This window comes from Vogesella sp. LIG4, from assembly GCF_900090205.1.
In the GTDB taxonomy this organism is placed as follows: domain Bacteria; phylum Pseudomonadota; class Gammaproteobacteria; order Burkholderiales; family Chromobacteriaceae; genus Vogesella.
Genome location: NZ_LT607802.1, coordinates 2,805,574 through 2,830,029, shown reverse-complemented (window position 1 = coordinate 2,830,029; position 24,456 = coordinate 2,805,574). Strand labels below are relative to the sequence as shown.

The 24,456-nt window shown below is 59.9% G+C and carries 23 protein-coding genes and 1 pseudogene; 4 read left to right on the top strand and 20 right to left on the bottom strand.

Annotated features, from left to right (window positions below; all coding sequences use genetic code 11):
• Positions 1-92 precede the first annotated feature (92 nt).
• The 7 genes from pnp to rimP all read right to left on the bottom strand — a co-directional run bounded on the left by pnp (position 93) and on the right by rimP (position 9,096).
• A complete protein-coding gene (pnp, locus tag PSELUDRAFT_RS13290) occupies positions 93-2,240 on the bottom strand; it encodes a polyribonucleotide nucleotidyltransferase (protein ID WP_088967288.1) in 2,148 nt (715 codons plus the stop codon).
• A 162-nt stretch (positions 2,241-2,402) separates the two neighbouring features.
• Positions 2,403-2,672, bottom strand: coding sequence for a 30S ribosomal protein S15 (rpsO, locus tag PSELUDRAFT_RS13285; protein ID WP_088967287.1), 270 nt, complete (start codon positions 2,670-2,672; stop codon positions 2,403-2,405).
• A gap of 93 nt (positions 2,673-2,765) precedes the next feature.
• Positions 2,766-3,686: a tRNA pseudouridine(55) synthase TruB gene (gene truB / locus PSELUDRAFT_RS13280; RefSeq protein WP_088967286.1), complete on the bottom strand. Its 921-nt coding sequence runs from the start codon at positions 3,684-3,686 to the stop codon at positions 2,766-2,768.
• Positions 3,683-4,108 carry a 30S ribosome-binding factor RbfA gene (gene rbfA / locus PSELUDRAFT_RS13275; protein ID WP_088967285.1) on the bottom strand — a complete coding sequence of 142 codons (426 nt, stop codon included), beginning with the start codon at positions 4,106-4,108 and terminating at the stop codon, positions 3,683-3,685. The genes truB and rbfA overlap by 4 nt, the downstream gene beginning before the upstream one ends.
• A gap of 78 nt (positions 4,109-4,186) precedes the next feature.
• Positions 4,187-7,099 (bottom strand): translation initiation factor IF-2, encoded by a 2,913-nt coding sequence (infB, locus tag PSELUDRAFT_RS13270; protein ID WP_088967284.1) that lies wholly within the window; start codon positions 7,097-7,099, stop codon positions 4,187-4,189.
• 47 nt (positions 7,100-7,146) lie between these two features.
• Positions 7,147-8,622, bottom strand: a complete 1,476-nt coding sequence (gene nusA, locus PSELUDRAFT_RS13265; protein ID WP_088967283.1) for a transcription termination factor NusA — start codon at positions 8,620-8,622, stop codon at positions 7,147-7,149.
• 48 nt (positions 8,623-8,670) lie between these two features.
• Positions 8,671-9,096, bottom strand: coding sequence for a ribosome maturation factor RimP (rimP, locus tag PSELUDRAFT_RS13260; protein WP_088967282.1), 426 nt, complete (start codon positions 9,094-9,096; stop codon positions 8,671-8,673).
• A gap of 292 nt (positions 9,097-9,388) precedes the next feature.
• On the opposite strand from rimP, the gene PSELUDRAFT_RS13255 reads away from it, so the two are divergent.
• The 3 genes from PSELUDRAFT_RS13255 (at position 9,389) to PSELUDRAFT_RS13245 (ending at position 12,202) form a co-directional block, all read left to right on the top strand.
• Positions 9,389-11,062, top strand: coding sequence for a long-chain-fatty-acid--CoA ligase (locus PSELUDRAFT_RS13255; RefSeq protein ID WP_088967281.1), 1,674 nt, complete (start codon positions 9,389-9,391; stop codon positions 11,060-11,062).
• Positions 11,063-11,229: 167 nt separating this feature from the next.
• Entirely contained in the window at positions 11,230-11,706 is a 477-nt protein-coding gene (locus tag PSELUDRAFT_RS13250; protein WP_088967280.1) for a hypothetical protein, read from the top strand.
• A 19-nt stretch (positions 11,707-11,725) separates the two neighbouring features.
• Entirely contained in the window at positions 11,726-12,202 is a 477-nt protein-coding gene (locus tag PSELUDRAFT_RS13245) for a hypothetical protein (protein WP_157725128.1), read from the top strand.
• A gap of 171 nt (positions 12,203-12,373) precedes the next feature.
• Here PSELUDRAFT_RS13245 and PSELUDRAFT_RS13240 read toward each other — a convergent pair whose 3' ends face one another.
• The 13 genes and pseudogenes from PSELUDRAFT_RS13240 to PSELUDRAFT_RS13190 all read right to left on the bottom strand — a co-directional run bounded on the left by PSELUDRAFT_RS13240 (position 12,374) and on the right by PSELUDRAFT_RS13190 (position 23,581).
• Positions 12,374-13,183, bottom strand: coding sequence for a MetQ/NlpA family ABC transporter substrate-binding protein (locus tag PSELUDRAFT_RS13240; protein ID WP_088967278.1), 810 nt, complete (start codon positions 13,181-13,183; stop codon positions 12,374-12,376).
• Between the two features lie 42 nt (positions 13,184-13,225).
• On the bottom strand, positions 13,226-13,912 hold the full coding sequence (locus PSELUDRAFT_RS13235) for a methionine ABC transporter permease (RefSeq protein WP_088967277.1): 687 nt from the start codon (positions 13,910-13,912) through the stop codon (positions 13,226-13,228).
• Positions 13,913-14,653, bottom strand: a complete 741-nt coding sequence (locus PSELUDRAFT_RS13230) for a methionine ABC transporter ATP-binding protein (protein ID WP_088967276.1) — start codon at positions 14,651-14,653, stop codon at positions 13,913-13,915.
• A 621-nt stretch (positions 14,654-15,274) separates the two neighbouring features.
• Complete coding sequence (locus tag PSELUDRAFT_RS13225; protein WP_088967275.1) at positions 15,275-16,036, bottom strand: fumarylacetoacetate hydrolase family protein; 762 nt, start codon at positions 16,034-16,036, stop codon at positions 15,275-15,277.
• Positions 16,037-16,126: 90 nt separating this feature from the next.
• A complete protein-coding gene (locus tag PSELUDRAFT_RS13220) occupies positions 16,127-16,876 on the bottom strand; it encodes an MgtC/SapB family protein (RefSeq protein WP_197693866.1) in 750 nt (249 codons plus the stop codon).
• 535 nt (positions 16,877-17,411) lie between these two features.
• The gene (locus PSELUDRAFT_RS20135) at positions 17,412-17,576 is read right to left on the bottom strand and encodes an ankyrin repeat domain-containing protein (protein WP_197694001.1); all 165 of its coding nucleotides are present in this window, start codon (positions 17,574-17,576) and stop codon (positions 17,412-17,414) included.
• Positions 17,577-17,638: 62 nt separating this feature from the next.
• Positions 17,639-17,710, bottom strand: a pseudogene (locus PSELUDRAFT_RS20130) (hypothetical protein); the annotation flags it as partial.
• Between the two features lie 675 nt (positions 17,711-18,385).
• On the bottom strand, positions 18,386-19,426 hold the full coding sequence (locus PSELUDRAFT_RS13210) for a hypothetical protein (protein WP_157725127.1): 1,041 nt from the start codon (positions 19,424-19,426) through the stop codon (positions 18,386-18,388).
• 50 nt (positions 19,427-19,476) lie between these two features.
• Entirely contained in the window at positions 19,477-19,773 is a 297-nt protein-coding gene (locus PSELUDRAFT_RS20125) for a DUF4304 domain-containing protein (RefSeq protein ID WP_197693865.1), read from the bottom strand.
• 192 nt (positions 19,774-19,965) lie between these two features.
• Positions 19,966-20,436 carry a lytic transglycosylase gene (locus PSELUDRAFT_RS13200; RefSeq protein ID WP_157725126.1) on the bottom strand — a complete coding sequence of 157 codons (471 nt, stop codon included), beginning with the start codon at positions 20,434-20,436 and terminating at the stop codon, positions 19,966-19,968.
• Positions 20,437-20,455: 19 nt separating this feature from the next.
• Positions 20,456-20,725, bottom strand: a complete 270-nt coding sequence (locus PSELUDRAFT_RS13195) for a hypothetical protein (protein WP_197693864.1) — start codon at positions 20,723-20,725, stop codon at positions 20,456-20,458.
• A 484-nt stretch (positions 20,726-21,209) separates the two neighbouring features.
• A complete protein-coding gene (locus PSELUDRAFT_RS19455) occupies positions 21,210-21,869 on the bottom strand; it encodes a hypothetical protein (RefSeq protein WP_157725125.1) in 660 nt (219 codons plus the stop codon).
• A gap of 773 nt (positions 21,870-22,642) precedes the next feature.
• Complete coding sequence (locus PSELUDRAFT_RS13190; RefSeq protein WP_088967272.1) at positions 22,643-23,581, bottom strand: LysR substrate-binding domain-containing protein; 939 nt, start codon at positions 23,579-23,581, stop codon at positions 22,643-22,645.
• A gap of 122 nt (positions 23,582-23,703) precedes the next feature.
• Here PSELUDRAFT_RS13190 and PSELUDRAFT_RS13185 point away from each other — a divergent pair, with 122 nt between their 5' ends.
• A complete protein-coding gene (locus PSELUDRAFT_RS13185; RefSeq protein ID WP_088967271.1) occupies positions 23,704-24,306 on the top strand; it encodes an FMN-dependent NADH-azoreductase in 603 nt (200 codons plus the stop codon).
• Positions 24,307-24,456: the final 150 nt, after the last annotated feature.

Below are 24,456 nucleotides of genomic sequence, written 5' to 3'. Positions count from 1 at the left end.
AGGTTGGCCGCAAGCCCTGCGCCACAAAGCAAAACGCCCGCCGCTTGCGCGACGGGCGTTGTCAGTGGCTACCGGCTTGCGCCGGCAACAACTTAGTTCTTCAGACCGAAGGAGGATTCACCCTGGGCAGCAGCCGGAGCGGCAGCCGGGTTGTCCAGCAGGGCCTTGATGGACAGGCGAACGCGGCCGCGGTCGTCCATCTCGATGGCCTTCACTTTGACGATCTGGCCTTCCTGCAGGTAGTCGCTCACGTTCTTGATGCGCTCATGGGCGATCTGGGAGATGTGCACCAGGCCGTCTTTACCCGGCATGATGGACACGATGGCGCCCACGTTGTTGTCCAGGATCTTCACTACCGGGCCTTCGTACACCTTGCCCACTTCCACTTCGGCAGTGATTTCCTCGATGCGCTTCTTCGCTGCTTCTGCGCTCTCGGTGGAAACCGAAGCGATGGTGATGGTGCCATCTTCCTCGATGTTGATCTCGCAACCGGTGTCCTTGGTGATGCCACGGATGGTTTCGCCACCCTTACCGATCACTTCACGGATTTTCTCCGGGTTGATCTTCATCACGTACAGGCGCGGTGCGTGGGTGGACAGCTCCTGCGGGCCTTCGATGGCTTCCTTCATGTGACCGAGGATGTGGATACGGCCGTCCTTGGCCTGCTCCAGCGCGATCTGCATGATTTCCTTGGTGATGCCCTGGATCTTGATGTCCATCTGCAGGGCGGTCACGCCAGCGGCAGTACCGGCTACCTTGAAGTCCATGTCGCCCAGGTGATCTTCGTCACCCAGGATATCGGTCAGCACGGCGAAGCGGTTGCCTTCCAGGATCAGGCCCATGGCGATACCGGCCACGTGGGCTTTCAGCGGTACGCCGGCGGACAGCAGCGACAGGCAGCCGCCACACACGGAAGCCATCGACGAGGAGCCGTTGGATTCGGTGATCTCGGAAACCACGCGCATGGTGTAGCCGAACTCGGTTTCCGACGGCAGCACTTGTGCCAGCGCACGCTTGGCCAGACGGCCGTGGCCGATTTCACGACGCTTCGGCGGGCCCATGCGGCCAGCTTCACCGGTGGAGTACGGCGGGAAGTTGTAGTGCAGCATGAAGCGGTCGGTGTATTCACCGGCCAGCGCGTCGATGATCTGCTCGTCACGCTTGGTGCCCAGGGTGGCGGTCACGATGGCCTGGGTTTCGCCACGGGTGAACAGCGCGGAGCCGTGTACGCGCGGCAGTACGCCGGTGCGGATGGCGATCGGGCGTACGGTGCGGGTGTCGCGGCCGTCGATGCGCGGCTCGCCGTTCAGGATCTGACCGCGAACGATCTCGGCTTCCAGCGATTTGAAGATGCCCTTGATCTCGTTGGCCACCAGGGTGTCGGTGTCTTCGGTGATCAGTGCGGCCTTCACGGCGGCCCAGGCAGCGTTCAGCGCTTCGGAGCGGGCGCCCTTCTGGCGGATGCGGAAGGCGTTGGCGATGGCTTCGCCGGAGATGTCGCGGATCTTGGCGATCAGCTCTTCGTTCTTGGCCGGCGCTTCCCAGTCCCACATTACCGGGTTCACTTCGTCGGCGAGCTCGTTGATGGCCTTGATGGCAGCCTGCATCTGGTCGTGACCGTATACCACACCGCCCAGCATCACGGCTTCGGACAGTTCCTTGGCTTCGGATTCAACCATCAGCACGGCGCGTTCGGTACCGGCAACCACCAGGTCCATTTCCGAGGTTTCCAGCTCGGTCTTGGTCGGGTTCAGGATGTATTCGCCGTTGGCGTAACCCACGCGGGCAGCACCGATCGGGCCGTTGAACGGCAGGCCGGAGATGGCCAGGGCCGCGGAGGCACCAATCATGGCCGGGATGTCGGAATCCACTTCCGGGTTCAGCGACATCACGGTGGCCACGATCTGTACGTCGTGGTAGAAGCCTTCCGGGAACAGCGGGCGGATCGGGCGATCGATCAGGCGGCTGGTCAGGATTTCTTTCTCGGACTGCTTGCCTTCGCGCTTGAAGAAGCCACCCGGGATCTTGCCGGCAGCGTAGGTACGCTCCAGGTAGTCCACGGTCAGCGGGAAGAAGTCCTGGCCCGGTTTTACGTTCTTGGAGCCAACTACGCTCACCAGTACCACGGTGTCTTCTACGGATACCAGCACGGCACCGGAGGCCTGGCGGGCAACTTCGCCGGTTTCCAGGGTGACGGTATGACGGCCGTACTGGAACGACTTGGTAACTTTGTTAAACATGGAGGTCCTTTGTATCAGGATCGAAGGATTACAACGGGAACCCCTACGTAGCAGACGCTGCGGCCAACGCCGGCTCGTAGAGGCTCCCCCCGTTGTGACAATAAAGAACGACAGAAACGAAAAAGTCGCAGACTGGCTGCGACTTTTCCGTATTCTAACCGATTACTTGCGCAGGCCCAGACGAGTGATCAGGGCGCGGTAACCTTCTGCATCGGTACCTTTGAGGTAGTCGAGCAGGCGACGACGACGGCTCACCAGCTTCAGCAGGCCACGACGGCTGTGGTGGTCCTTGGTGTTGGCTTTGAAGTGCGGGGTGAGGTCGTTGATGCGAGCGGTCAGCAGAGCAACCTGAACTTCGGTGGAACCGGTATCGCCTTCCTTACGCTGGAAGTCTTTAACGATCAGGGCTTTCTGTTCTGCGGTCATTGCCATGTGGAATTACTCCAAATATTCGGTTTAGGGTGTTGCCACCCGACAAGTGCAGCGAGCCTGCGATGTCGCCATCGCCAACCCATCCGCACTTCGCTACTGGGCAGCTTGCGCTGCCATTACCCGGACCGGCTGCAGCAGGCCTTGCGGCGTCGCGTCGGCCAACCCGAGGAATTCTTGTGTATCCGCGTGGTATACGCGAAAGCGCAGCATTGTCTCACACTTTTCCTGCGCACGCACGGCCTGGCCATGACAAAAACGCGCGGCTTCGCCTGCGACCAACGTTGCGGCGGGAAAATGCGACACCAGCACGTCCACCGGCAGCAGCAGACCGCCGCGCTCGGTCGCCGGCAAGGCCTCGATGGCATCCAGCGTGTGCGCATCGTCCAGGCGGAAACCGCCGGTGGTGGTGCGGCGCAGTGCAGTCAGGTGCGCACCGCAGCCCAGCATCTCGCCGATGTCCTGCGCCAGGGTGCGGATATAGGTGCCCTTGCTGCACAGCACGTCGATCACCGCGCTGTCGCCGTTGAATTCGAGCAGCTCGATGCGGTGAATGGTGACGTTGCGCGCCTCGCGCTCGATCTCGATACCCTCACGTGCGTATTCATACAGCGCCTTGCCCTGATGCTTGAGCGCCGAATACATCGGCGGCACCTGGCTGATGGGGCCGGTGTGTGCGGCGATGGCCGCTTCCAGCGCGGCGCGATCGAACGCCACCGGGCGCTGCAGCACCACTTCGCCTTCCACGTCGCCGGTGGTGGTCACCGCGCCGAACTGCACCGTGGCGCGATAGCCCTTGTCGGCATCCAGCAGGTAGGAGGAAAACTTGGTGGCTTCGCCGAAGCACACCGGCAACAGGCCGGTGGCCAGCGGGTCGAGCACGCCGGTGTGACCGGCCTTGGCGGCGCTGTACAGCCAGCGCGCCTTCTGCAGCGCGCCGTTGCTGCTGATGCCGTAGGGCTTGTCCAGCAGCAGCACGCCATTGATGTTCAACTTGATGCGACGCGGCGCGCTCATGCCTTATCCGCGTCCTCTTGCTGCTCGTCGTCGCCGGCTTCGTCTTCCGCCTCGGCCGGGTTGGCCGCATTGCCCACCACGTCGTCGATCAGGCGGCTCATGTATACGCCGCGGGCGATGGAGTCGTCGTAGACAAAATGCAGCTGCGGCATGCTGAACAGGCGGATCTGGCGGCCCAGCTCGTTGCGCAGGAAGCCGGCGGCACTGTCCAGCGCCTCCTGGGTAATCTCGCGCTTGTTCTCGTCCATCACGGTGTAGAACACCTTGGCGTGCGAGTAGTCACGGGTGACTTCCACCGCGGTCAGCGTGACCCAACCCACGCGCGGGTCTTTCAGGCCCTTGCGGATCAGCTCGGCCAGCTCGCGCTGGATCTGCTCGGCCACGCGGTCCGAGCGGGAAAAACCTTTTTTGGCTTTGGCCATGATGACAAACCTCAAATTCAAAAAGGCGGGGCAAGGCCGGCCTTGCGGCCAACCTTGCACCCGCCCTTATCCATCGCCTTACAGTGTACGAGCCACTTCGACGATTTCGAATACTTCCAGCTGGTCGCCTTCCTGGATGTCGTTGTAGTTCTTCAGCATCAGGCCACATTCGTAGCCCTGCTTCACTTCCTTCACGTCATCCTTGAAGCGCTTCAGCGAGTCCAGTTCGCCGGTGTGCACCACCACGTTGTGGCGGATCAGGCGTACCGAGGCGCTGCGTTTCACCATACCGTCGGTCACCATACAACCGGCGATGTTGCCCACCTTGGACACGGTGATCACCTGACGGATCTCGACAGTACCGATGATCTGTTCCTTCTTCTCCGGCGCCAGCATGCCGGACATGGCCGCCTTCACGTCATCCACCACGTCGTAGATGATGTTGTAGTAGCGGATTTCCACGCCCTCGCCTTCCGCCAGCTTGCGGGCGGCGGCATCGGCACGTACGTTGAAGCCAACCACGATGGCCTTGGAGGCAATCGCCAGGTTGATGTCGGATTCGGTAATGCCACCCACACCGGAGTGCAGGATGTTGACGCGAACTTCGTCGGTGGACAGCTTTTGCAGGCTGCCAGCCAGCGCTTCGTAGGAACCCTGTACGTCGGCCTTGATGATGACGGACATGCTCTGCACTTCGCCTTCCGACATCTGTGCAAACATGTTTTCCAGCTTGGCGGCCTGCTGCTTGGCCAGACGCACGTCGCGGAACTTGCCGGCACGGAACAGGGCGATTTCACGCGCCTTCTTCTCGTCGGCCAGAACCATGGCGTCTTCACCAGCGGACGGCACGTCGGACAGACCCAGGATTTCCACCGGGATGGCCGGGCCGGCTTCGTCGATCGGCTTGCCGTTCTCGTCGATCATGGCACGTACGCGACCGAAGGCAGTGCCGGCCAGTACGATGTCGCCCTTCTTCAGGGTACCGCTCTGTACCAGCAGCGTGGCCACCGGGCCGCGGCCCTTGTCCAGGCGCGCTTCCACGATAATGCCCTTGGCCGGCGCTTCCACCGGTGCGGTCAGTTCCAGCACTTCGGCCTGCAGCAGGATCGCTTCCAGCAGCGCATCGATGTTCTGGCCCATCTTGGCCGACACTTCGATGAACTGGGTATCGCCACCCCAGTCTTCCGGCACCACTTCGTGGGCAACCAGTTCCTGGCGGATACGTTCCGGGTTGGCACCCTGCTTGTCGATCTTGTTCACTGCCACCACGATCGGCACGCCAGCAGCCTTGGCATGGTGTACCGCTTCAATGGTCTGCGGCATTACGCCGTCGTCGGCAGCCACTACCAGCACCACGATGTCGGTGGCCTTGGCACCGCGGGCACGCATGGCGGTAAACGCCTCGTGACCCGGGGTATCCAGGAAGGTGATCATGCCGCGCGGGGTTTCCACGTGGTAGGCACCGATGTGCTGGGTAATGCCGCCGGCTTCGCCCGCCGCAACCTTGGCGCGACGGATGTAGTCCAGCAGCGAGGTCTTGCCGTGGTCGACGTGACCCATCACGGTTACCACCGGCGGACGCGGCAGCGCCTCGCCAGTGCTCACCTCGGCATCGCCACCCAGGTAGGCTTCCGGATCGTCCGCCTGAGCGGCCTTGCCGACGTGGCCCATTTCTTCCACCACGATCAGCGCGGTTTCCTGGTCCAGTACCTGGTTGATGGTCACCATCATGCCCATCTTCATCAGGGTCTTGATCACCTCGGCGGCCTTCACGGCCATGCGGTGAGCCAGATCGCCAACGGTAATGGTTTCCGGTACCAGCACTTCATGCACGATAGGCTCGGTCGGTGCCTGGAAAGCGTGGGCGTTGTTGCCGCCCTTGTGCTTGCCACCCTTGCGCGATTTCCAGTCATTGCTGGCATCGCCGCCACGGGTCTTCAGGCCCTTGCCCTTCTTGCCATCGCTCCAGCTGTCACGGCCGCCCGGGCCTTTCTTGCCAGGGCCAGCACCACGGCGGGCATCGCCAGCCGGGGCTGCAGCCTGGGCCGGCGCGGCGCCAGCACCAGGCGCCGGACGAGCACCGGCACCTGCTGCCGGACGAGCGGACGGGCTGCCCGGACGTGCGGAACGGTTGCCATCGCGAGCGCCGTCGCGGGCACCCGCCTCACGCGGAGCGCTTTCAGCCGGCTGCATGCGCGGCTGGGTCGGCTTGGCGGAACGCGGCAGGTCTTCAGCCTTGGCGGCCGGCGCGGCTACCGGCTTCGGCGCGGCAGCTTCGGCACGCGCGGCCAGACGGCGGGCTTCACGCTCCTGCTTTTCGCGCAGCAGTGCCTGCTGACGGGCGCGGAACTCGGCCTGGCGGGCTTCTTCTGCCGCGCGGGAGGCCATTTCCTCATCCGACAGGATGGAGGCCGGACGGCTCAGCGTCGGCTGTTTCACCGGGGCAACCGGGGCATCAGCGGCCGGCTTGGCTTCCGGCTTGCTGGCCACCTTGGCCTCGACCTTGGTTTCTACCGGCTTGCTGTCGACCGGCTTTTCCACCTTGGCGGCTACCGGCTTGGCGGCTTCCACTTTCGGGGCTTCGGCAACCACTACCGGCTCGGCAACCGGGGCCGGTGCGGCAACAGGCTTCTCTTCCACCACCGGCGCAGGGGCCGGCTCGGCTACCGGGGCCGGTGCTGCAGCGGCAGCAGGCTTCGGTGCCTCGTCTTCCGGACGCACGAACACGCGCTTCTTGCGGGTTTCCACGGTCACGGTGCTGCCACCGGCGGTATGGATTTCGCTGGTCTGCTTGCGAGTCAGGGTGATCTTGCCTTCATCGCGTGCGCCGTGGGAGGACTTCAGGAAGTCCAGTAGCTGTTTCTTGTCCTGCTCGGTGAGCGCGTCATCGAGGCTGCGCTTGTGCACACCGGCGTTTTTCAGCTGCTCCAGCAGCCGTTCCGGGGGCAAGCTCAACTCGCTCGCAAACTGTTTTACGTTCGTCAAAACCATGCGTATTCCTAATTCCTTCTAGCAATCTTCCGTATGCGGCCGGTTCGTCAGTTGAACCAGTGCTCGCGCGCTTTCATGATCAGGGCGCGGGCCGCATCGGCTTCCATGCCGGTCATGTCGACCAGATCGTCAACGGCGAGGTCCGCCAGGTCGTCACGGGTGGTCACGCCGTTTTCGGCCAGTTTGCGTACCAGCTCGCTGTCCAGACCTTCCATACTCTTCAGGTCTTCGGCGACATCCTCGACCTTCTCTTCCGAGGCAATGGCCAGGGTCAGGATGGCGTCGCGGGCTCGGCTGCGCAGCTCATTCACCAGAGCCTCGTCAAAACCGTCGATTTCCAGCATTTCGGAAATCGGCACATAAGCCACTTCTTCCAGGGTGGCAAAACCTTCCTGTACCAGGGTGGTGGCGATGTCTTCGTCCACACCCAGGTGCTGCATGAAGTGATCGCGCAGCTTGGCGTCTTCTTCCAGGTGCTTCTCTTCCGCCTCGGTGACGGTGAGGATGTTCAGGTTCCAGCCGGTCAGCTCGGCAGCGAGCTTCACGTTCTGGCCGCCACGGCCGATGGCCAGCGCCAGCTGCTCCTCTTCCACCACCACGTCCATGGTGTGGCTGTCTTCGTCCACCATGATGCGGTTCACTTCTGCCGGGGACAGTGCGTTGATCACGAACTGCGCCGGATCCGGCGACCACAGCACGATGTCGATGCGCTCACCAGCCAGCTCCTGGGTCACGGTCTGTACGCGGGAGCCGCGCATGCCGATGCAGGTGCCTTGCGGATCCAGGCGCGGGTCGTTGGACTTCACCGCCATCTTGGAGCGCATGCCCGGGTCACGAGCGGCTTCCTTGATTTCCAGCATGCCGTCGTCGATTTCCGGCACTTCCTGTTCGAACAGCTTCACCAGGAAGTCGCGCGAGGTGCGCGACAGGATCAGCTGCGGGCCGCGGCCCAGGCGATCGATGCGCAGCAGGCAAGCCTTGACGCGGTCGCCCACGCGCAGGTTTTCCTTCGGGATCATCTGGTCACGTGGCAGCACGGCTTCCAGCTTGCCGCACTCGACAATGGCATTGCCGCGTTCGATGCGCTTGATGGTGCCGTTGATCAGGCTTTCGCGACGCTGCAGGAAGTCGTTCAGCACCTGCTCACGTTCGGCGTCGCGGATTTTCTGCAGGATCACCTGCTTGGCGGCCTGTGCACCGATACGGCCGAACTCCACCGCTTCCATCGGCTCTTCAACCACGCCGCCGATTTCGGCACGCGGGTCACGCTCGCGGGCATCTTCCAGGCTCAGTTCGCGGTCTTCGTACTCCAGCGCCTCGGCATCCACCACCGTCCAGCGGCGGAAGCTCTGGTACTGGCCGTTGTGACGGTCGATCTCTACGCGAACGTCGATTTCCTCATCGTTGAATTTCTTCTTGGTAGCGGATGCCAGCGCCATTTCCAGCGCCGAGAACACCACCTCGCGGTTGACGTTCTTTTCGCTTGCCAGCGCATCAACCAACAACAAAATCTCGCGACTCATTCAATCCTCCGAATTTCGTATTCTTTTATGCGGCCAACGTCCTGACGATCAGAACTCCGGCTCCAGCCGGGCCTTGTCGATATTCGACAGGGGAATGGCAACAGTACGGCCGTCCACTTCCAGCGACACCACACCGTCGGCGATGCCGGTGATGCGACCCTGGAAGCGTTTCTGGTTATCGATGGGCAGACGGGTGCGGATCTTGGCCAGGCTGCCGGTGAAGCGCACGTAGTCCGCCTCTTTCTTCAGCGGGCGATCCAGGCCCGGAGAAGACACTTCCAGGCGCTCGTAATCGACGTTTTCCACCATGAACAGACGGGTCAGGTGATTACTCACCGACACGCAGTCCTCAACGGTAATGCCACCCGGTTTATCCATGAACACACGGAAACCGCCTCCAGGGGTCATTTCAAAATCCACAAGCTCATAGCCAAGACCCGGCAGCGTGTTCTCGAGCAGCAAACGTACATCCATGGGCATCAGATTCCAGAAATAAAAAATGGGCGAAACCCGCCCATCCCTAAAATGCCGCGATTATAAACCATTCTGCGGCAAAAGAAAACCAAGACCCCGCCCTGTGGACGGGGCCAGCTTTGCACCGGCGGCGACATCGGGTAGAGTTGACCCGCGCCTGCCAAACGGGCGTTTTATCATAATTACCTATAGTTCAAGTCTGCCTGACAGACGCGCACGCCTTCGCCACGCAGCAAGCCATAACACAAAGAAGGCGGCACAAAATTCCAACACGACGGAGAAGCCATACGCCATGGAAAAGATCTGGCTGAAAAATTACCAGGCGGGGGTTGCCCACGAGATCGACATCAATGCATTCCAGTCGATCAACGAGGTATTCGCCCGCAGCGCCGACAAGTTTCGCGACCGCCCGGCGCTGGCCTGCATGGACAAGGTGCTGAGCTACGAGGAACTCGACACCCTGTCCGCCCGCTTTGCCTCCTACCTGCAGCACGAACTCAAGCTGCAGAAGGGTGCCCGCGTCGCCATCATGATGCCCAACCTGCTGCAGTACCCGATTGCCGTGTTCGGCATCCTGCGCGCCGGCTGCACCGTGGTGAACGTGAACCCGCTGTATACGCCGCGCGAACTGGAACACCAGCTGAAGGACGCCGGCGCCGAAACCATCCTGATCCTGGAAAACTTCGCCAATGTGCTGGAGCAGGTACTGCCGCACACCCCGGTGAAGAACGTGATCGTTGCCAGCATCGGCGACCTGCTGGGCTTCCCCAAGCGGTTGATCGTCAACTTCGTGGTGCGCAAGGTGAAGAAGATGGTGCCGCCGTGGCGCATCGCCGGCCACATCGACTTCAATACCACCCTGTCGCTGGGCGCGGCCAAACCGTACACCCCGGTGGCGGTCGGTCATGACGACATCGCCTTCCTGCAGTACACCGGCGGCACCACCGGCGTCTCCAAAGGCGCCATGCTCACCCACAAGAACATCGTGGCCAACATGCTGCAGGCCGGCGAGTGGATAAAACCGGCGGTGCGCGAGGGCGAGGAAGTGATTGTCACCGCCCTGCCGCTGTACCATATCTTCTGCCTCACCGCGAACCTGATGGTGTTTACCGAAATCGGCGCCATGAGCGTGCTGATCACCAACCCGCGCGACATCCCCGGCTTCGTCAAGGAGCTGAAGAAGTACAAGGTTACCGCCATCACCGGCGTCAACACCCTGTTCAACGCGCTGCTGAACAACGCGGACTTCCACAGCGTGGACTTCTCCACCTGGCGCCTGGTGCTGGGCGGCGGCATGGCGGTGCAGAAGGCGGTGGCGGACAAGTGGAAGCAACTCACCAGCACCACGCTGGTGGAAGCCTACGGCCTGACCGAGACCAGCCCTGCCGCCTGCATCAACCCGCTGGACATGCAGGCATACAACGGCACCATCGGCCTGCCGATTCCCTCCACCGAGATCGAAATCCGCGACAGTACCGGCCATGCGCTGGGCGTGGGCGAATCCGGCGAGCTGTGCATCCGCGGCCCACAGGTGATGAAGGGCTACTGGCAGCGCCCGGACGAAACCGCCAAGGTGATCGACGCGCAGGGCTTCCTCGCCACCGGCGACATGGCGATGCTGACACCGGAAGGCTACGTGAAGCTGGTGGACCGCAAGAAGGACATGATCCTGGTGTCCGGCTTCAACGTGTACCCGAACGAAATCGAAGACGTGGTGGCACTGCACCCCGGCGTACTGGAAGTGGCCTGCATCGGCATTCCGGACGAGCGCTCCGGCGAGGTGGTGAAGATATTCGTGGTGAAGAAGGACCCGAAGCTGACCGAGCAGGACATCCTGCACCACTGCCGCGAAAACCTCACCGGCTACAAGGTGCCCAAGTACGTGGAGTTCCGCAGCGAACTACCCAAGACCAACGTCGGCAAGATCCTGCGCCGCGCCTTGCGCGATGCCGAGGTGAAAGCCTGAGCGTAAAGGTTGGCCGCAAGCCAGACCGCCCCGCCTGCGCAAGCCGGCGGGGCGGTTTGCTTTTGCGCCGGCCGGCACGGCAATTCAAAGCTTTCTAAACCGGCTTGCTTCCTGCGACCTGGCAGCAGACAGTCGTGACTCCCCCGGAACACCGATCTGGAGCCAAGATGCGCGCCTTACTGCCGACACTGCTGCTCTGCCCCATGGCCATGGCCGGCGATACAGGCAAGCTGCAGATCCTCTATACCGCCTATCTGGATGTACAGGGCCTGTTCCCCAATACCCTGGCCGCCTGCGCCAGGGCCGCCCCCGCCAGCGTGGCACCGCTGCAGCAACAGTATGCGCAGTGGCAGCGCGAACATGGCGTACATCAGCAGGAGCTGCAGCAGCTGATTCGCCAGCTGCTGCAGCAAGCCCAGCCCGACAAGGCCGACGAGGCCATTGCCTCACTCAGGGAGAGCGCCGCCAAGGAGCTGGCGCCACTGCACTTCCCGCAGAACTACAGCTTCAAGGATGACTATTTCTGCACCAGGCTACTGCCACTGGATTTCAAAGGCACGGAAGGTGGACTGGACCTGCAATTCGGCAAGTATGTGCAGGAAATGAAAGCCGACCTGGCCAAGCAATCAGCACCCGCCCCCTGAACATCGATCCGGAACCGATATGCGCGCCTTACTACTGACACCGCTGCTCTGCCAGATGGCCATGGCGCATGAGATAGGCGGGCTGCAAATCTTCATTACCGCCTACCTGGATGTAGCGGGACTGTTCCCCAAGACCCTGGCCGCCTGCGCCAGGGCAGCCCCCGCCAGCGTGGCACCTCTGCAGCAACAGTATGCGCAATGGCAGCGCGAGCACGGCGTACACCAGCAGGAACTGCAGCAACTGATTCGCCGAATGCTGCTGCAAGAGCAACCCGGCAAGGCCGACGAGGCCGACAATGCCATTGCCTCGCTCCGGGAAACCGCTGCCACGGTGCTGGCACCACTGTCCTTCCCGCAGAATGTCAGCAGCCTCAAGGACGACACTTTCTGCACCAGGCGGCTACCACAGGTATTCGCCAGTACCGGCCCGCTGCAGTTCGGCAACTACGTACAGGAACTGAAGGCCCTGGCAAAGCCATCAGCCCCCGCGCCCTGAACAGCCGCCAGCCCGAGCACGCAAAAAAAAAGCGGACCGAAGTCCGCGGAGAAGCCTTGAATGCCAGGAGTGTTTCAAGGAAAAGGTTGGCCGCAAGCGGCCGGCACGGCCGGTGGAGGCACCCCTGTTGTACTTGCGTACCCGCCACCACCCGCCGCGCCATACAGCGATTTACTTCCAGCTGGCCGGCAGCTTGTAGCCCGGGTACTTCTGGGTAGCCCAGCCACGGAAATCCTTGGAGTTGTAAGCCGCTACCACGTCCTTGGCCCACGGCTTGCTCACGTCACCGGCGCGCAGCACGCCCCAGTTCACGTAGGCGTAGCTCTTTTCCTGGAACACGGCTTCGGTCAGCTTGATGCCGGAGCTGGTGGCGTAGTTGCCGTTGATCACCGCGAAGTCCACGTCGTTACGCGAACGCGGCAGCTGAGCGGCTTCCAGCGATACGATCTTGATCTGCTTCACGTTCACGTCGATATCGTGCTCGGAGGCGGTCAGCGGGTTGACACCCTTCTTCAGCTTGATCCAGCCCAGGTCGCTAAACATCACCAGCGCGCGGGCGAAGTTGGACGGATCGTTCGGCGCGGATACGGTGCTGCCCGGCTTCACGTCCTTCAGCGACTTGAGCTTGCCCGGGTAGATGCCCAGCGGTGCGGTCGGCACCTGGAACGCCTCTTTCAGGCTCAGCTTGTGTTCTTTGGCAAAGTTGTCCAGGTAAGGCTTGTGCTGGAATACGTTCACGTCCAGCGAGCCTTCCTGCAGCGCCAGGTTCGGGCGCACGTAGTCGGTGAATTCCACCAGCTTCACGCTGTAGCCCTGCTTTTCCAGAATCGGCTTGATCGACTGCTTCACCATGTCGCCAAAGTCACCCACGGTGGTGCCGATGACGATTTCCTTCTTGGCCGGATCGGCGGCCTGAACGTTGGCCGCAAAAGTCAGGCCCAGGGCAGCAACTGCCAGCGATTTCAGTACAAAACGACGCATTATTAGCTCCTTGTGAGAGTGATCTCTTTGTTTTACGGGGGGTTAACGTTTATCCAGGCGCGCGGCCAGGCGGTTGCCTACCAACTGGATGATCTGCACGATCACCACCAGCAGCAGCACCATGGCCACCATCACCTCGGTCTGGAAGCGGTAGTAGCCGTAGCGGATGGCCAGGTCGCCAATGCCGCCGCCGCCCACTACGCCGGCCACCGCCGAGTAGCTCAGAAAGCTGATGGTGAGGATGGTGAGGCTGGAAATCAGGCCGGCACGGGCCTCATTGATCAGCACCTTGAAAATGATCTGCGCCGGGCTGGCACCCATGGCCTCTGCCGCCTCCACCACGCCGCGCGGTATCTCGCGCAGGGTCTGCTCCACCAGGCGGGCAAAGTACGGGATGGCGGCAAACGACAGCGGCACCGCGGCGGCCACCGGGCCGATGGTGGAGCCCACCAGCACACGGGTAAGCGGCACCAGCGACACCATCAGGATGATGAAGGGGAAGGAACGCACCAGGTTCACCAGCCAGCCCAGCACGCCGTTCACCGCACGGTGGGCGAACAGCTGGCCAGGCTGTGTCAGGTACAGCAGCACGCCCAGCGGGCCGCCCAGCAGGATGGCGGCACTCAGGCCTACTGCCAGCATCAGCCCGGTTTCCAGGCAGGCCTGCCAGATCTCCGGCGACATGGCCAGCACATTGGCCAGCCCCTGGGCAAAAGTCAGTTGTTCCATTTACGCGGCCTCCAGCAGGGATTTGGCCAGATCCGATTGCGCCTGCACCCCGTGCTGCTGGTCCACCAGCAGGGTTTCCACCACCTGGCCGGCGTCCAGCAGCGCGGCGCGATGGCAGATGGAGCGCACCACGTGCATCTCGTGGGTAACGATCACCACGGTAACGCCGAAGCGGCTGTTGATGTCCTGCAGGCAGTCGAGAATGGATTGCGTGGTCTTGGGGTCCAGCGCCGAGGTCGGCTCGTCGGCCAGGATCACGTGCGGGCGCGGCGCCAGCGCCCGGGCAATGCCGACGCGCTGCTTCTGGCCGCCGGACAGCTGCGCCGGGTAGTGGCCGGCGCGGTCGGTAAGGCCGACGATGTCCAGGCACTCCGCCACGCGCTGCTCGATCTGGGCTGCGCTCCAGCCGGCAATCTCCAGCGGAAAGGCCACGTTGTCGGCCACGGTGCGGTTGGCCATCAAGTTGAACTGCTGGAACACCATGCCGATGTTCTGGCGTGCACGGCGCAGTTCGCGGGCGGACAGTGCGGTCAGCTTCTGGCCGTCCACGACCACCTCGCCGCTATCCGGGCGTTCCAGCAGATTGATCAGGCGCAGCAGGGTGGATTTGCCGGCACCGGAAAAGCCGATCAGGCCGAAAATCTCCCCTTCCTTGACGTGGAGGGTGGTATCGCGCACCGCGTCGAACCAGCCGCCTTCCGGGCGCTGGAAACGTTTGTGCACGTTGTTGAGCTGAATCATCCTGGACTCCAAAGCAATAAAGCCCGCCGGGCAGAGCTGGCGGGCTTTAAGCATGGAATCTTCGAATTCGAAAATTGGAGGAATGTCATGGTGACAAACCCCACGCTTTAGCTGTTTTACGCCCGCAAGCTGTGTTCAAATCGGCGTTGAATCTAGCAACCAATCACATTCGAACATTGTTTGTTCGCTTGCGTTCAGTCGCTGCAATGCACAAATAGTAGCCATATAGCGGCCACACGTAAAGCCATATCTTTATAGAATTTCCTGCTATTTACATACTGCATACAGAATAAGCAGCGGCCAGACCAGGCTGCACTACGGCGCCAGGGCGCACCAAAACAGGCCGGACAACGGCTACGGCGGGCAGGTGCCGCGCAGGCCCAGCCGTTTTGTCAGCACCTGCTTACAACTGCGGCGTGGTGAAATGCTGCTCCACGGGTTTGGCTACGGAGGGCATATTGACCGCCTGCAAGCTCCACGCCCCCCGCTGTTCGCCCGCCCAGCGCCAGCTCGCCAGGCCATGACCCGAGGGACGTCCGCAGCGCTTGCGGCCAACCTTCAGCCAATAAAAAAGCCGGGCATCACGCCCGGCCATTGCCGCCCTACTCTGGCGACCACCGTTCAGCGGTTGTGGAACAGCGCCCGCAGCTCGCCCAGCGCGCCAAACTGCAGGCTGGCCGGCACGTCCGGCTGCAAGTTCACCACGCCGGCATAGGAGCCGGTAATCACCGCCTGCCCTGGCAGCAAGCCCTGGCCACGCTGACGCAGGAACTCCACCAGCCACAGCAGCGGCGCCAGCGGGTCGCCGGCCGGGTGTACACCAGCCAGCTCCTCGTCACGCGTGCCCTGCTGCACGCGAATGGCAAGTTTGCCGGCGGTCAGCGCATGGGTGATGTTGACGGCCGGCCCCAGCAGCAGCCCCTGGTTCACCAGGCCGTCGGCCAGCGATTGCAGGAACGGTGGTTTGGCGTCGGCGTAGAAGCGGCTGTCGATCAGCTCCAGCGCCAGGTGCACCTTGCTGACCGCCAGCAGCACTTCGTCACGGCTGTACGGCCGCTCACGCGGCGGCAGGCCCTCGGCAAACACGAACGCCAGCTCCGGCTCGGCCCGCACCTGGCCCTCGCGCACCCACACCGGGCACGGCGATGCGTCGAACACCGTGCTGGCATAAATCGGCGCCACCGACACCCGGCCATCGCCCGGCATGCCGCACTTCCAGCCTGCCACGCTGTTGCCCAGCATCTCGCTGACATCGCGCTGGATGTCCAGCGCATCCTCCACCGTCAGCGGCTCCAGCCCGCCGGCCAGCAGGGGCCCAGGCTGGCCGCTCAGGCGGCGGGCAGCAAGAATGACGGCGGCAGAACGGATGGCATCGGCAAGCATGGTAATTATCCGGATTGAAAAGATTGCCTGTTCTACCCGTGCATACCGGGTTTGGCAAGGCAGTCGTTCATGGCTGCGGCCACCTGGCGCTCAGTTACGCGCGTAGGCCAGGGAGAAACTCGCCACCGCCTGGTGGTCGGCCAGCATCTGGGAGATTTCCGGCAGGGAACTGCAATGCTCCTTGCTGTGTGCCACGGCAACAAAGTGCCATTCGATGGCGTGTTCCTGGTGCTTGATGGTCAGCGAACCCCAGGCAATGTAGTAGCCCAGCCGCTGCACGGCCTCTTCCAGCACATCCCGCCGCGGGATGACATCACCGTGAAACACGATGTCCACCGCTACCGCCTGGCGGGTGGGCAGCCACTGCTCCAGCCGCGACATCCACATCATGCACACCACCGACAAAGCGGTCAGCAGTATCGCCGAGGCATAGAAGCCCACCCCCACCAGCACGCCGATGGCGGATGATGCCCAGATCGAGGCGGCGGTGGTGAGGCCGCTGATGTTGAGGCCGTCCTTCATGATCATGCCGGCGCCCAGGAAACCGATACCGGTGACGATGCCCTGGATGACGCGGGTCGGGTCCGCCAGGGCGATATTGGGGGCGTGGCCGCCGAACCACAGCTCGGGAAAGCCGGCGATGGAGGTCAGCGCGGCGGCAGTCATGCCCACCAGCCCGTAGGTGCGCATCCCCGCGGCACGGCCATGGTAGGTGCGCTCGTAGCCAACCACCATGCCCAGCAGCAGCGCTCCCAGCAGGTTGAAAAATACCACCAGGTTGGTGGTGATCTCCTGCAGCGACCAGTAGTCGGCAAGGTGTTGTAAGGAAATCATGTTCATGGCGGGCAACAGCTTGTAAAGGTGCACGTGGCAAGCATGCGTGCTTGCGGCCAACGTTGCCGCCGGCTATCACGCATCGCTATTTGCAAAGGGTTGAATCAAGAATTGTCATGGACATGATAGGGCAGGAACCGCACTGCATGCTGGCATAAATGGGGATGCCGCCCGACCTGCATGAGGGGGCACCCTGCTGACGGCCTGCAAACAGCGGCGACGGGCGTGTCTTCACCTGTGCCATACAGCAAGCCCGGCGGCAATGACACCGCGCCCAGCAAGACGCTGTTGAAGCATTGCACCGCACCGCCGGCATCTGGATAGCAAATTGAATGAAGTGAAGTGCAATCCATGGCGAATAAAGCAATCGCTCAATCGCTTCGGCTGACGCTTGGCGAGGTTGGTCGCATGGCTATCCGGAGTAAGGAAACCAGAGGGAATGGCAAAGGCCCGGTCGGAGCGGGCAGCCAAGTCTTTGTTTGTGCATGGCAGTTACCGACCCCAAACAGTCGATGCTTTCATGGAAAAGCGGACACTAACGTTAGGTGTCACGCTTGCGAGCAAGAATCTTGGCAACTTCACCTCCCATTCTGGCTGCGCGCTCGGCCGCGGTTTCACCGAACTCGGAACGAACATCAGAATGCGCCCCGGCCCTAAGAAGAGCTTCGATGATGGCAGTGTTCTCCTGCCCGACGGCAACGTGCAGCGGGGTTTCGCCATGTCGCCAATTGCGTTGACCTTTGCTCCGGCTTGAAGGAGGGTTTGGACTGCATAGAGATCATTTCGCCGCACCACGACATGCAGCGGCGTGTCACCATCGCATCCTGCGCTATCGAGCATTACTGGAGCATTGCCGAGGTGTTCTGGAAATAGGACATCGGATGTGGAAGCCAAGATTACTGCCAGCGTGGCACGTTGCTTCGGTCGCTTTGCCATTAGATACCTAACGTATTCCTGTGAGTGTCATGCTAGCGTATGAAACACCATTGAATGCCTAAAACCTCGAATTGCATGCCAGCAAGCCACAAGCCAATAAGTACGAGAATACCAAAGACACCTCCATGCACAACTCGATGAATCGACCGTGATGCCAAGCAGAATGCAGCGGCGCCCGAGACTGCGCTAAGAAACAAAGGAAGAAGACCGGCCTCCTCAAGCTCTGCTGCACGGAGCGGATTACCAAGTGACCCACCCTTTGGGTCACCAGTACAACCGGCCTTGAACATGACGAAGAGTGTCAATATGACCTCCGCCGAGAACAATACTCCTAGCCCAAGCAATAAGTATTTCCGAGTGCAAGTCGTCATGGGAGTAAAGTCACTAATGGGGAAGTGATGACTACCTTTACATAGCAGTACGTTCGAGTGACTGCTTAACGGCAAGATGGTCAAGCAACAACTCTTGGCCGACAACAGCCGTGCTATCACAATGGCATGGCAGACTGCTTTGTGCCGCCAGCAATCGACCCATTGTTGCCAGATGCACACCGCTTCAGTCGGTCGGCGATAACGCTACTTAGCCTTCCGAGACGGGTGCCAACAGCCATTGCTTGCGTCGCCAAAGGAAGATAAGCGCCCCTATAGGCAGCGAGACAGAGATAACAACAGCGCCAAATGGGTACGGCTTAAAGAAACCAGCCCCTAACAGCTGAAAGAACAAGGGGTTAATATTCAGAACACCAGTGGTCCAGTTAAGAGAGAACTGAAAAAAACCGCAAAGGACAAAAATCACCCATAACCACTTTCGCTTTGGAATTGGTGTACGGATGCAAAGCACAAGAGAAATAAGTATAAAGATTGGTATAGCCATTGCAGAAATCAATATAATGTAGTGTGCAATGCCTTTTCCATCAAATGAAAATCGGTTTATGTTTTCAAGAGAATCTACTAGCGGCTCAACATTCACCCCCTTTACAACTATAACGTCGCCGGTTTTTTCCAGGGTAACATTGGCGAGAAGCCATTTGGTTGGGTATTCATATTGAAACGAAAGGTTGAGCTGAGACGAGTTGTTGTGTGTAAAAGTATGAACACCAACCACTTTTATATCTTTCGGTTTTCCTGCAGGGAAGGAATCTGCAATGGCTTTTAATTTTTCCCGAAGCGAGACATCCTTGAGCGCTGGGTCTATCTTGGCTTCAATAGCATTGAAATCTTGTGCAGGAAACAGAGCCAAGTAATTTTTCGAAAACTCAGCCTCGCCTTGGGGAATAAATTTGTCGAAAATTGCTTGTTGGTCGCATCCAACCAGCGCCAGGGTTGCAAGCAGTATCGCAAGCAGATACATCTTCATATGAGTTAACCTTTTTATTGCTGTGGCCGACTGCTTTGTGACATACCAGTGTAGCGGCTGCTTCTGGCCGTCAGCTGCCATGCTAGCACAATAGCATAACAACGTGCTTCGGCTGAGTGGAATGCGTTGGTCTTGCGCCAGGTATCGACCCAAACCAGAAGGTAGGTTTCGGGGAAAGCAGACGTTTAACGATTTGACTTGAAGCGGCGGCACCGTCAGCTTCAACTGTTTGTTAGCCAGCGGACCACCAAAGTTCAGCTTCATCGAGATACGTACACAGGGACTCGGCAACTTGGAGTGCTGTGGAGTCATTATCAAACCGAACAGTATCCGTCGGAACCCGGTCGAGGCGAGCCAAGCCGGTGTCGACGGTCTGGGGGCAGATCATGGGCCGTGACCTTTGTGGGTGGAATATGTTTACCCCAGTGTGTCATTACTCCGTCCGGAGAACATCGTGAGATCTCGACTACGAAACCTCCTCCATTTCGATCGAATTGCAAGGTCAGGAGATCGATGCCTGCCTCCCTTCTCCTGCGAAAGTGTGGCAACAGGCCTGAAAATCCCAAATCTCGGAGCCTCTGGACAAAGATCAACTTCAGCGCTTCCTTCATTTTGTCAGGCTTCATAGGGTCTGGCTGATGTGTGAATTATTCCGAGCCACCATGCAATGTCGGCATGAATGAACAGTTATACGCAAGATGAATGTCCTGTTTCAGCCTGAAACCTGACGTCAACGCCAAGCATAAGCCGCGGCAGCACCTGAGCGAGGCGGGGGCGTCCGCGTGATGCCCTGGTGGCAGGTATTAGCGCTCCGTTCTCGTAAAGCGTTCATAGCGGCCAAAATCGGGGAGCTGTTCCCAATTGCCACTCACGTCAGCGGAACTGCTTGAGGTTTCTAGGCTATGCACAGGAATGAAGCATTCTCTACGAATCGTGAGCGTTCCGTCCGGCTGGAACAAATACGTTGTTCCTTTACTGACCTTGTCGCTGTTGCCTTCAAATTCTCTCCACGTCGCCATTGAGAGGAACAGCTTGCCAGGCTGTTTTTCTTGAAAAGCGTAAGTCAGACTCTCTCTAAGTGCTTCATCTAGGAAGCCTACTCCGACAAAGCCGTGCTTTATTTCGAGGAAGCATAAGGGGCTAGCGACCGACCCAATGAGAGCGCAATAGAACTCGCCTTTTTGATGAAGGGCTTGGGCCTGTTCATAGGTATAAGCCTCCAAAGATAGCTTCTTGGCCCGGAACCACCCCTTGCTGAAAGAAACAGTGCTCATTTTTACCTGCTAACAGTGTTTAGAAGCGAGCAGAACCACTTACAGCCACCATGATTTGATTTTCAATATCCGCATATTCTTCAATCCAGTTCCTTGGGTCGCCCAAGTAGGTGTAGCGAAGCGAAGGGTAGTCGGTAGCATAATCCTTGTGAAATCGCTGAGCCAACCACACATTGGCCTGTTTCATCGGCCACGGTGCAGTAACCTCTTGAACAGAATTCCCAGCCTTCAGTTCCGCTTCCAAAATTTCTCGCAAGGGGCCGACAATTCGGGGAAGAATGACTTCCAAGTCATATGCGTAAACTGCCATAGTTTCTAATTTTCAAATTAACCGAAGTGCTTTGGCGCGTCAGGGTTGAATGCAGTGTTAGCAGGCATGCTCACATTGGATATGTCTTTCCATTCGAACAAATACTTCCAGCTATGCGGCAATTGTCAACCCAAAGGCGACGGTCGGCACGTCGGAAAGCGGACGATTAACGTTTGAATTCATCGGGCGACAAAAAGCACAACTTTTTGGCGGTCCGCTGGAATGAAGTGTTAGGTATTGCGTTATGAGCGCACCCATGCGGAGCCACCGCGGCAACCCAGCCCCTGATGTGGCCCTCTTGCTGCGAAGGCCAAGTAAGACCGGCCCCTAAAAAGCAGACGGTCATGTGCTGCCACTGTGCGGTGCTGAGTGCTAAGCTTGCGGCCAACCTAGCCCAGGGGCTAACGTGAAAATAACCGGACCGCCCGGCTTTTCGTGCAGCCTGGAGGAGTGAATGGGTTGATCACTTGCACTGTTCACAAGAGTTGCTTTGCGTGCCCATTCTTTCAAGAACTTCTTTGCCTGCAGGATTCGGCAACCACCATCCCTTTATGCCGATTGCGTGATTCGTAATCGGAGCGCTGTTTAGAGGGGGAAAGCTCTTATTGATGTAGACAATATCCTCTTCAAAGTTGTCGTGAATCGAGGCAATTTCTAAGAACCTATTGGCATCAAATCGCCCTAGATAGCCAACCTCACCGGCAATCACCTCGAATTCAACAGGGGTTTCTGGGGAAAGGGACGACTTGTTAAAACTACCATAGTCAAGAGCCCAACCGACAACTTGATATTTTCCGGGAGGAAGTTGAAGCGCAAATGGGCTACCCACACCTTTAGGTATTTTAGGGGGAGTATTGATGATCGCGCAACACCCGGAGCCTGCTCCACTGGAAAGAACCACTTTTTCGCCATTGGGAGATTGAATATAGAAATAGGCACCATAAGGTGTAAATACCGAGCGCTCAAATACAGTACCGACAACAACCCCTTTCGACGAATCAATATCTTTGAGCGTATATTTTTTAGCAGACGGGTCTAACGTTGCACAGCCAGAGGCCAGTAATAGCAATAACACTATGCCAACGAACCAGCTGCATTTTTTTAAACACAACCCTCTTTGCATAGATTTCCCCTTACTCGGTTATCTAACGTCTTAATTCACCGGACTGCGCGATTTTTCGCGCAGGTCCGACGGAATGATTAATTGAAGATCAGTGACTACCTAGATTTACCGCAATTATTACCAACGCGACAAACCCGACAAGAAACGTCCAGCCGTAACGAGTCATGAAAGGAATTGGACTTTTTTCGAGTTTCGCCTCGACTTCTTCGGTGTTGAGTTCCCACCCTCGTCGACAGACATCGCACGCCAAGTGGTATTTCTTTTCTGTGACCCAACGCAAGTAGTAGAGGTGCGCATACCGGTATTGAAGAATGAGCTTGAACGGTCGCTCTTTCTCACAGGTGAGACACTGGCGAAGTTCAACTTGGCCAAGGTCAGCACCTCCACCACCCGACCCCCAAATAATCATATGCAATTCTCCCTTATTGATTGTGATACGTAACTTGCTAAGTGATGTGATGCCTAACGTAAAATAGATGGCATTTCAGCCGCATAATACTGGCAGAGTGCTGTATATCCTGGATAGCACGGCAGCTAGGAAGCCTTGCCGATACAGGCAACCTGAAGATTCCAGGCAATATCTACGAGAATATATGGCAGTCATACGTGGCGCAGCCAATGACGTAGGGATTGTGCCAGCCGCACTCTCAGTTGTCATCCTGTGAGCATCTCTTGCCTATGGCTGCTTTGGAGCAATTTCCCCGACGTCCGCTCCTGGCCGGTAGCGAACATTGCCACCACTGGACAGACTGTCCACCCCGGCCAACCTCCTCCTACTGCGGGCAGGCCATCACCTGCACCATGCTGCTTTCCAGGCGCGTCGGTACGGTGTCCACCAGGAAGTCGATGAAGGCGCGCACTGCCGGAATCAGGTGACGGCGGCCGGTGAAGGCCAGGTGCAGGATGCCGTCCGGCGTGCTGTAGCCCGGCAGCAGCCGCTGCAGGCGGCCGTCGGCCAGCGCGTCGTGGCACACCATCAGCGGCAGCAGTGCCACGCCGCTGCCGGCAATGGCCGCCTCGCGCAGCACCAGCAGGTCGTCGGTCATCAGCCGTGGTGCGGCGATGTCCACCTTGTACAGCTGCCCAACTTCATCCAGCAGCGGCCATTCGGCGCGGCCGTCGGGGCGGCTCATCACCAGTGCTGGCCAGCCGGCCAGCGCCGCCGGCTGCTGCGGCTCCCCCAGCTCGGCAATCAGCGCCGGGCTGGCCACCAGCGCACTCTCGCTCTGTGACAACGGCCGGGCCACCACGCTGGCGCTGTCGTCCAGCTTCAACCGCACGCGCAGTGCCACGTCGATGCCGTCGTTGATCAGGTCGACGCGGCGGCCGGTCACTTCCAGCACGATGCGCACCTGCGGGTAGCGCGCCATGAATTCCGGCAGCAGGCCGGACAACAGCGACTTGGCCAGCAACTCCGGGCAGCTGACGCGCACCAGGCCGCGCGGCTCGGCGGTGTGACGGGCGATAGTATCCGCCGCCGCCTCGGCTTCGGCCAGCATGGCCTGGCAGTGCTGGTAGTACTGGGCGCCCACTTCGGTGAGCGCCAGCCGCCGCGTGGTCCGCTGCAGCAGGCGCACCCCCAGCCGCGTTTCCAGCTCCGCCACCCGCCGCGACAGCCGCGATTTGGGGATGCCCAGCTGGCGGCTGGCGGCATTGAAGCCGCCATGCTCCACCACCTTGGCGAAGAACAGCAGGTCATTCAGGTCTTGCATGGCGATTATCCCACCGATGGAACAATGAATCCGATTTTAGCCGTCTAGTGGCGAATTGGTAACGGTTCTACAGTACACCCATCGCCGCAGTGCGCGGCAATCAACCACCCCGGAGCCGCAACATGAAAATCCTGCACCTCGATTCCAGCATCCTCGCCGCCAATTCCGTTTCCCGTGGCCTGACCCAGGCACTGGTGGACACCCTGCTCGACCGCCACGGCAAAACCGACGTGGTGTACCACGACCTGGCTCAGAGCGAGATTCCGCACCTGTCCGGCGAAATCCTCGGCGCCGCCTTTACCGAACAGACCGACTGGAACGAGCTGCAGCGCAAGGAAGCCGCCCGCAGCGAGCAGCTGATCGGCGAATTCATGGCTGCCGAGATTCTGGTGATCGGCGCACCGATGTACAACTTCTCCATCCCGTCGCAGCTGAAGGCATGGATCGACCGCGTAGCCGTAGCCGGCCGCACCTTCAAGTACACCGAAAACGGCCCGGTAGGCCTGGCCGGTGGCAAGAAGGTATACGTGGTGTCGTCGCGTGGTGGTGTCTACAGCAATGAGCAGGGCAAGCTGATGGACTTTCAGGAAGACTACCTGAAGACCGTGCTCGGCTTCCTCGGCATTACCGACGTGCAGTTCATCCGCGCCGAAGGTGTGGCCATGGGTGGCGACGCCCGTGAAGCGGCACTCACCGCTGCCAAGGCCGCCATCGCCGCAGCCTGATGCAGCAGGCTGCTGGCCAGCTACTTCGCGCTGGCTCTACCGGACCCGGCACAGCCGGGCCGCTCCAGCCAAGTTGCTGAATCGGCAGCCTTCCTGTTTATAAAACAAAGTCCTTTCGCGGTGCGAAAGGACTTTGTCGGCACTCTCTGG

Bases quoted from the DNA above. Each gene is read 5' to 3' on its own strand.
- pnp (WP_088967288.1), bottom strand. From the start codon at position 2,240: ATGTTTAACAAAGTTACCAAGTCGTTCCAGTACGGCCGTCATACCGTC.
- rpsO (WP_088967287.1), bottom strand. From the start codon at position 2,672: ATGGCAATGACCGCAGAACAGAAAGCCCTGATCGTTAAAGACTTCCAG.
- truB (WP_088967286.1), bottom strand. From the start codon at position 3,686: ATGAGCGCGCCGCGTCGCATCAAGTTGAACATCAATGGCGTGCTGCTG.
- rbfA (WP_088967285.1), bottom strand. From the start codon at position 4,108: ATGGCCAAAGCCAAAAAAGGTTTTTCCCGCTCGGACCGCGTGGCCGAG.
- infB (WP_088967284.1), bottom strand. From the start codon at position 7,099: ATGGTTTTGACGAACGTAAAACAGTTTGCGAGCGAGTTGAGCTTGCCC.
- nusA (WP_088967283.1), bottom strand. From the start codon at position 8,622: ATGAGTCGCGAGATTTTGTTGTTGGTTGATGCGCTGGCAAGCGAAAAG.
- rimP (WP_088967282.1), bottom strand. From the start codon at position 9,096: ATGGATGTACGTTTGCTGCTCGAGAACACGCTGCCGGGTCTTGGCTAT.
- PSELUDRAFT_RS13255 (WP_088967281.1), top strand. From the start codon at position 9,389: ATGGAAAAGATCTGGCTGAAAAATTACCAGGCGGGGGTTGCCCACGAG.
- PSELUDRAFT_RS13250 (WP_088967280.1), top strand. From the start codon at position 11,230: ATGCGCGCCTTACTGCCGACACTGCTGCTCTGCCCCATGGCCATGGCC.
- PSELUDRAFT_RS13245 (WP_157725128.1), top strand. From the start codon at position 11,726: ATGCGCGCCTTACTACTGACACCGCTGCTCTGCCAGATGGCCATGGCG.
- PSELUDRAFT_RS13240 (WP_088967278.1), bottom strand. From the start codon at position 13,183: ATGCGTCGTTTTGTACTGAAATCGCTGGCAGTTGCTGCCCTGGGCCTG.
- PSELUDRAFT_RS13235 (WP_088967277.1), bottom strand. From the start codon at position 13,912: ATGGAACAACTGACTTTTGCCCAGGGGCTGGCCAATGTGCTGGCCATG.
- PSELUDRAFT_RS13230 (WP_088967276.1), bottom strand. From the start codon at position 14,653: ATGATTCAGCTCAACAACGTGCACAAACGTTTCCAGCGCCCGGAAGGC.
- PSELUDRAFT_RS13225 (WP_088967275.1), bottom strand. From the start codon at position 16,036: ATGCTTGCCGATGCCATCCGTTCTGCCGCCGTCATTCTTGCTGCCCGC.
- PSELUDRAFT_RS13220 (WP_197693866.1), bottom strand. From the start codon at position 16,876: ATGAACATGATTTCCTTACAACACCTTGCCGACTACTGGTCGCTGCAG.
- PSELUDRAFT_RS13210 (WP_157725127.1), bottom strand. From the start codon at position 19,426: ATGAAGCTGAACTTTGGTGGTCCGCTGGCTAACAAACAGTTGAAGCTG.
- PSELUDRAFT_RS20125 (WP_197693865.1), bottom strand. From the start codon at position 19,773: ATGAAGGAAGCGCTGAAGTTGATCTTTGTCCAGAGGCTCCGAGATTTG.
- PSELUDRAFT_RS13200 (WP_157725126.1), bottom strand. From the start codon at position 20,436: ATGAGCACTGTTTCTTTCAGCAAGGGGTGGTTCCGGGCCAAGAAGCTA.
- PSELUDRAFT_RS19455 (WP_157725125.1), bottom strand. From the start codon at position 21,869: ATGCAAAGAGGGTTGTGTTTAAAAAAATGCAGCTGGTTCGTTGGCATA.
- PSELUDRAFT_RS13190 (WP_088967272.1), bottom strand. From the start codon at position 23,581: ATGCAAGACCTGAATGACCTGCTGTTCTTCGCCAAGGTGGTGGAGCAT.
- PSELUDRAFT_RS13185 (WP_088967271.1), top strand. From the start codon at position 23,704: ATGAAAATCCTGCACCTCGATTCCAGCATCCTCGCCGCCAATTCCGTT.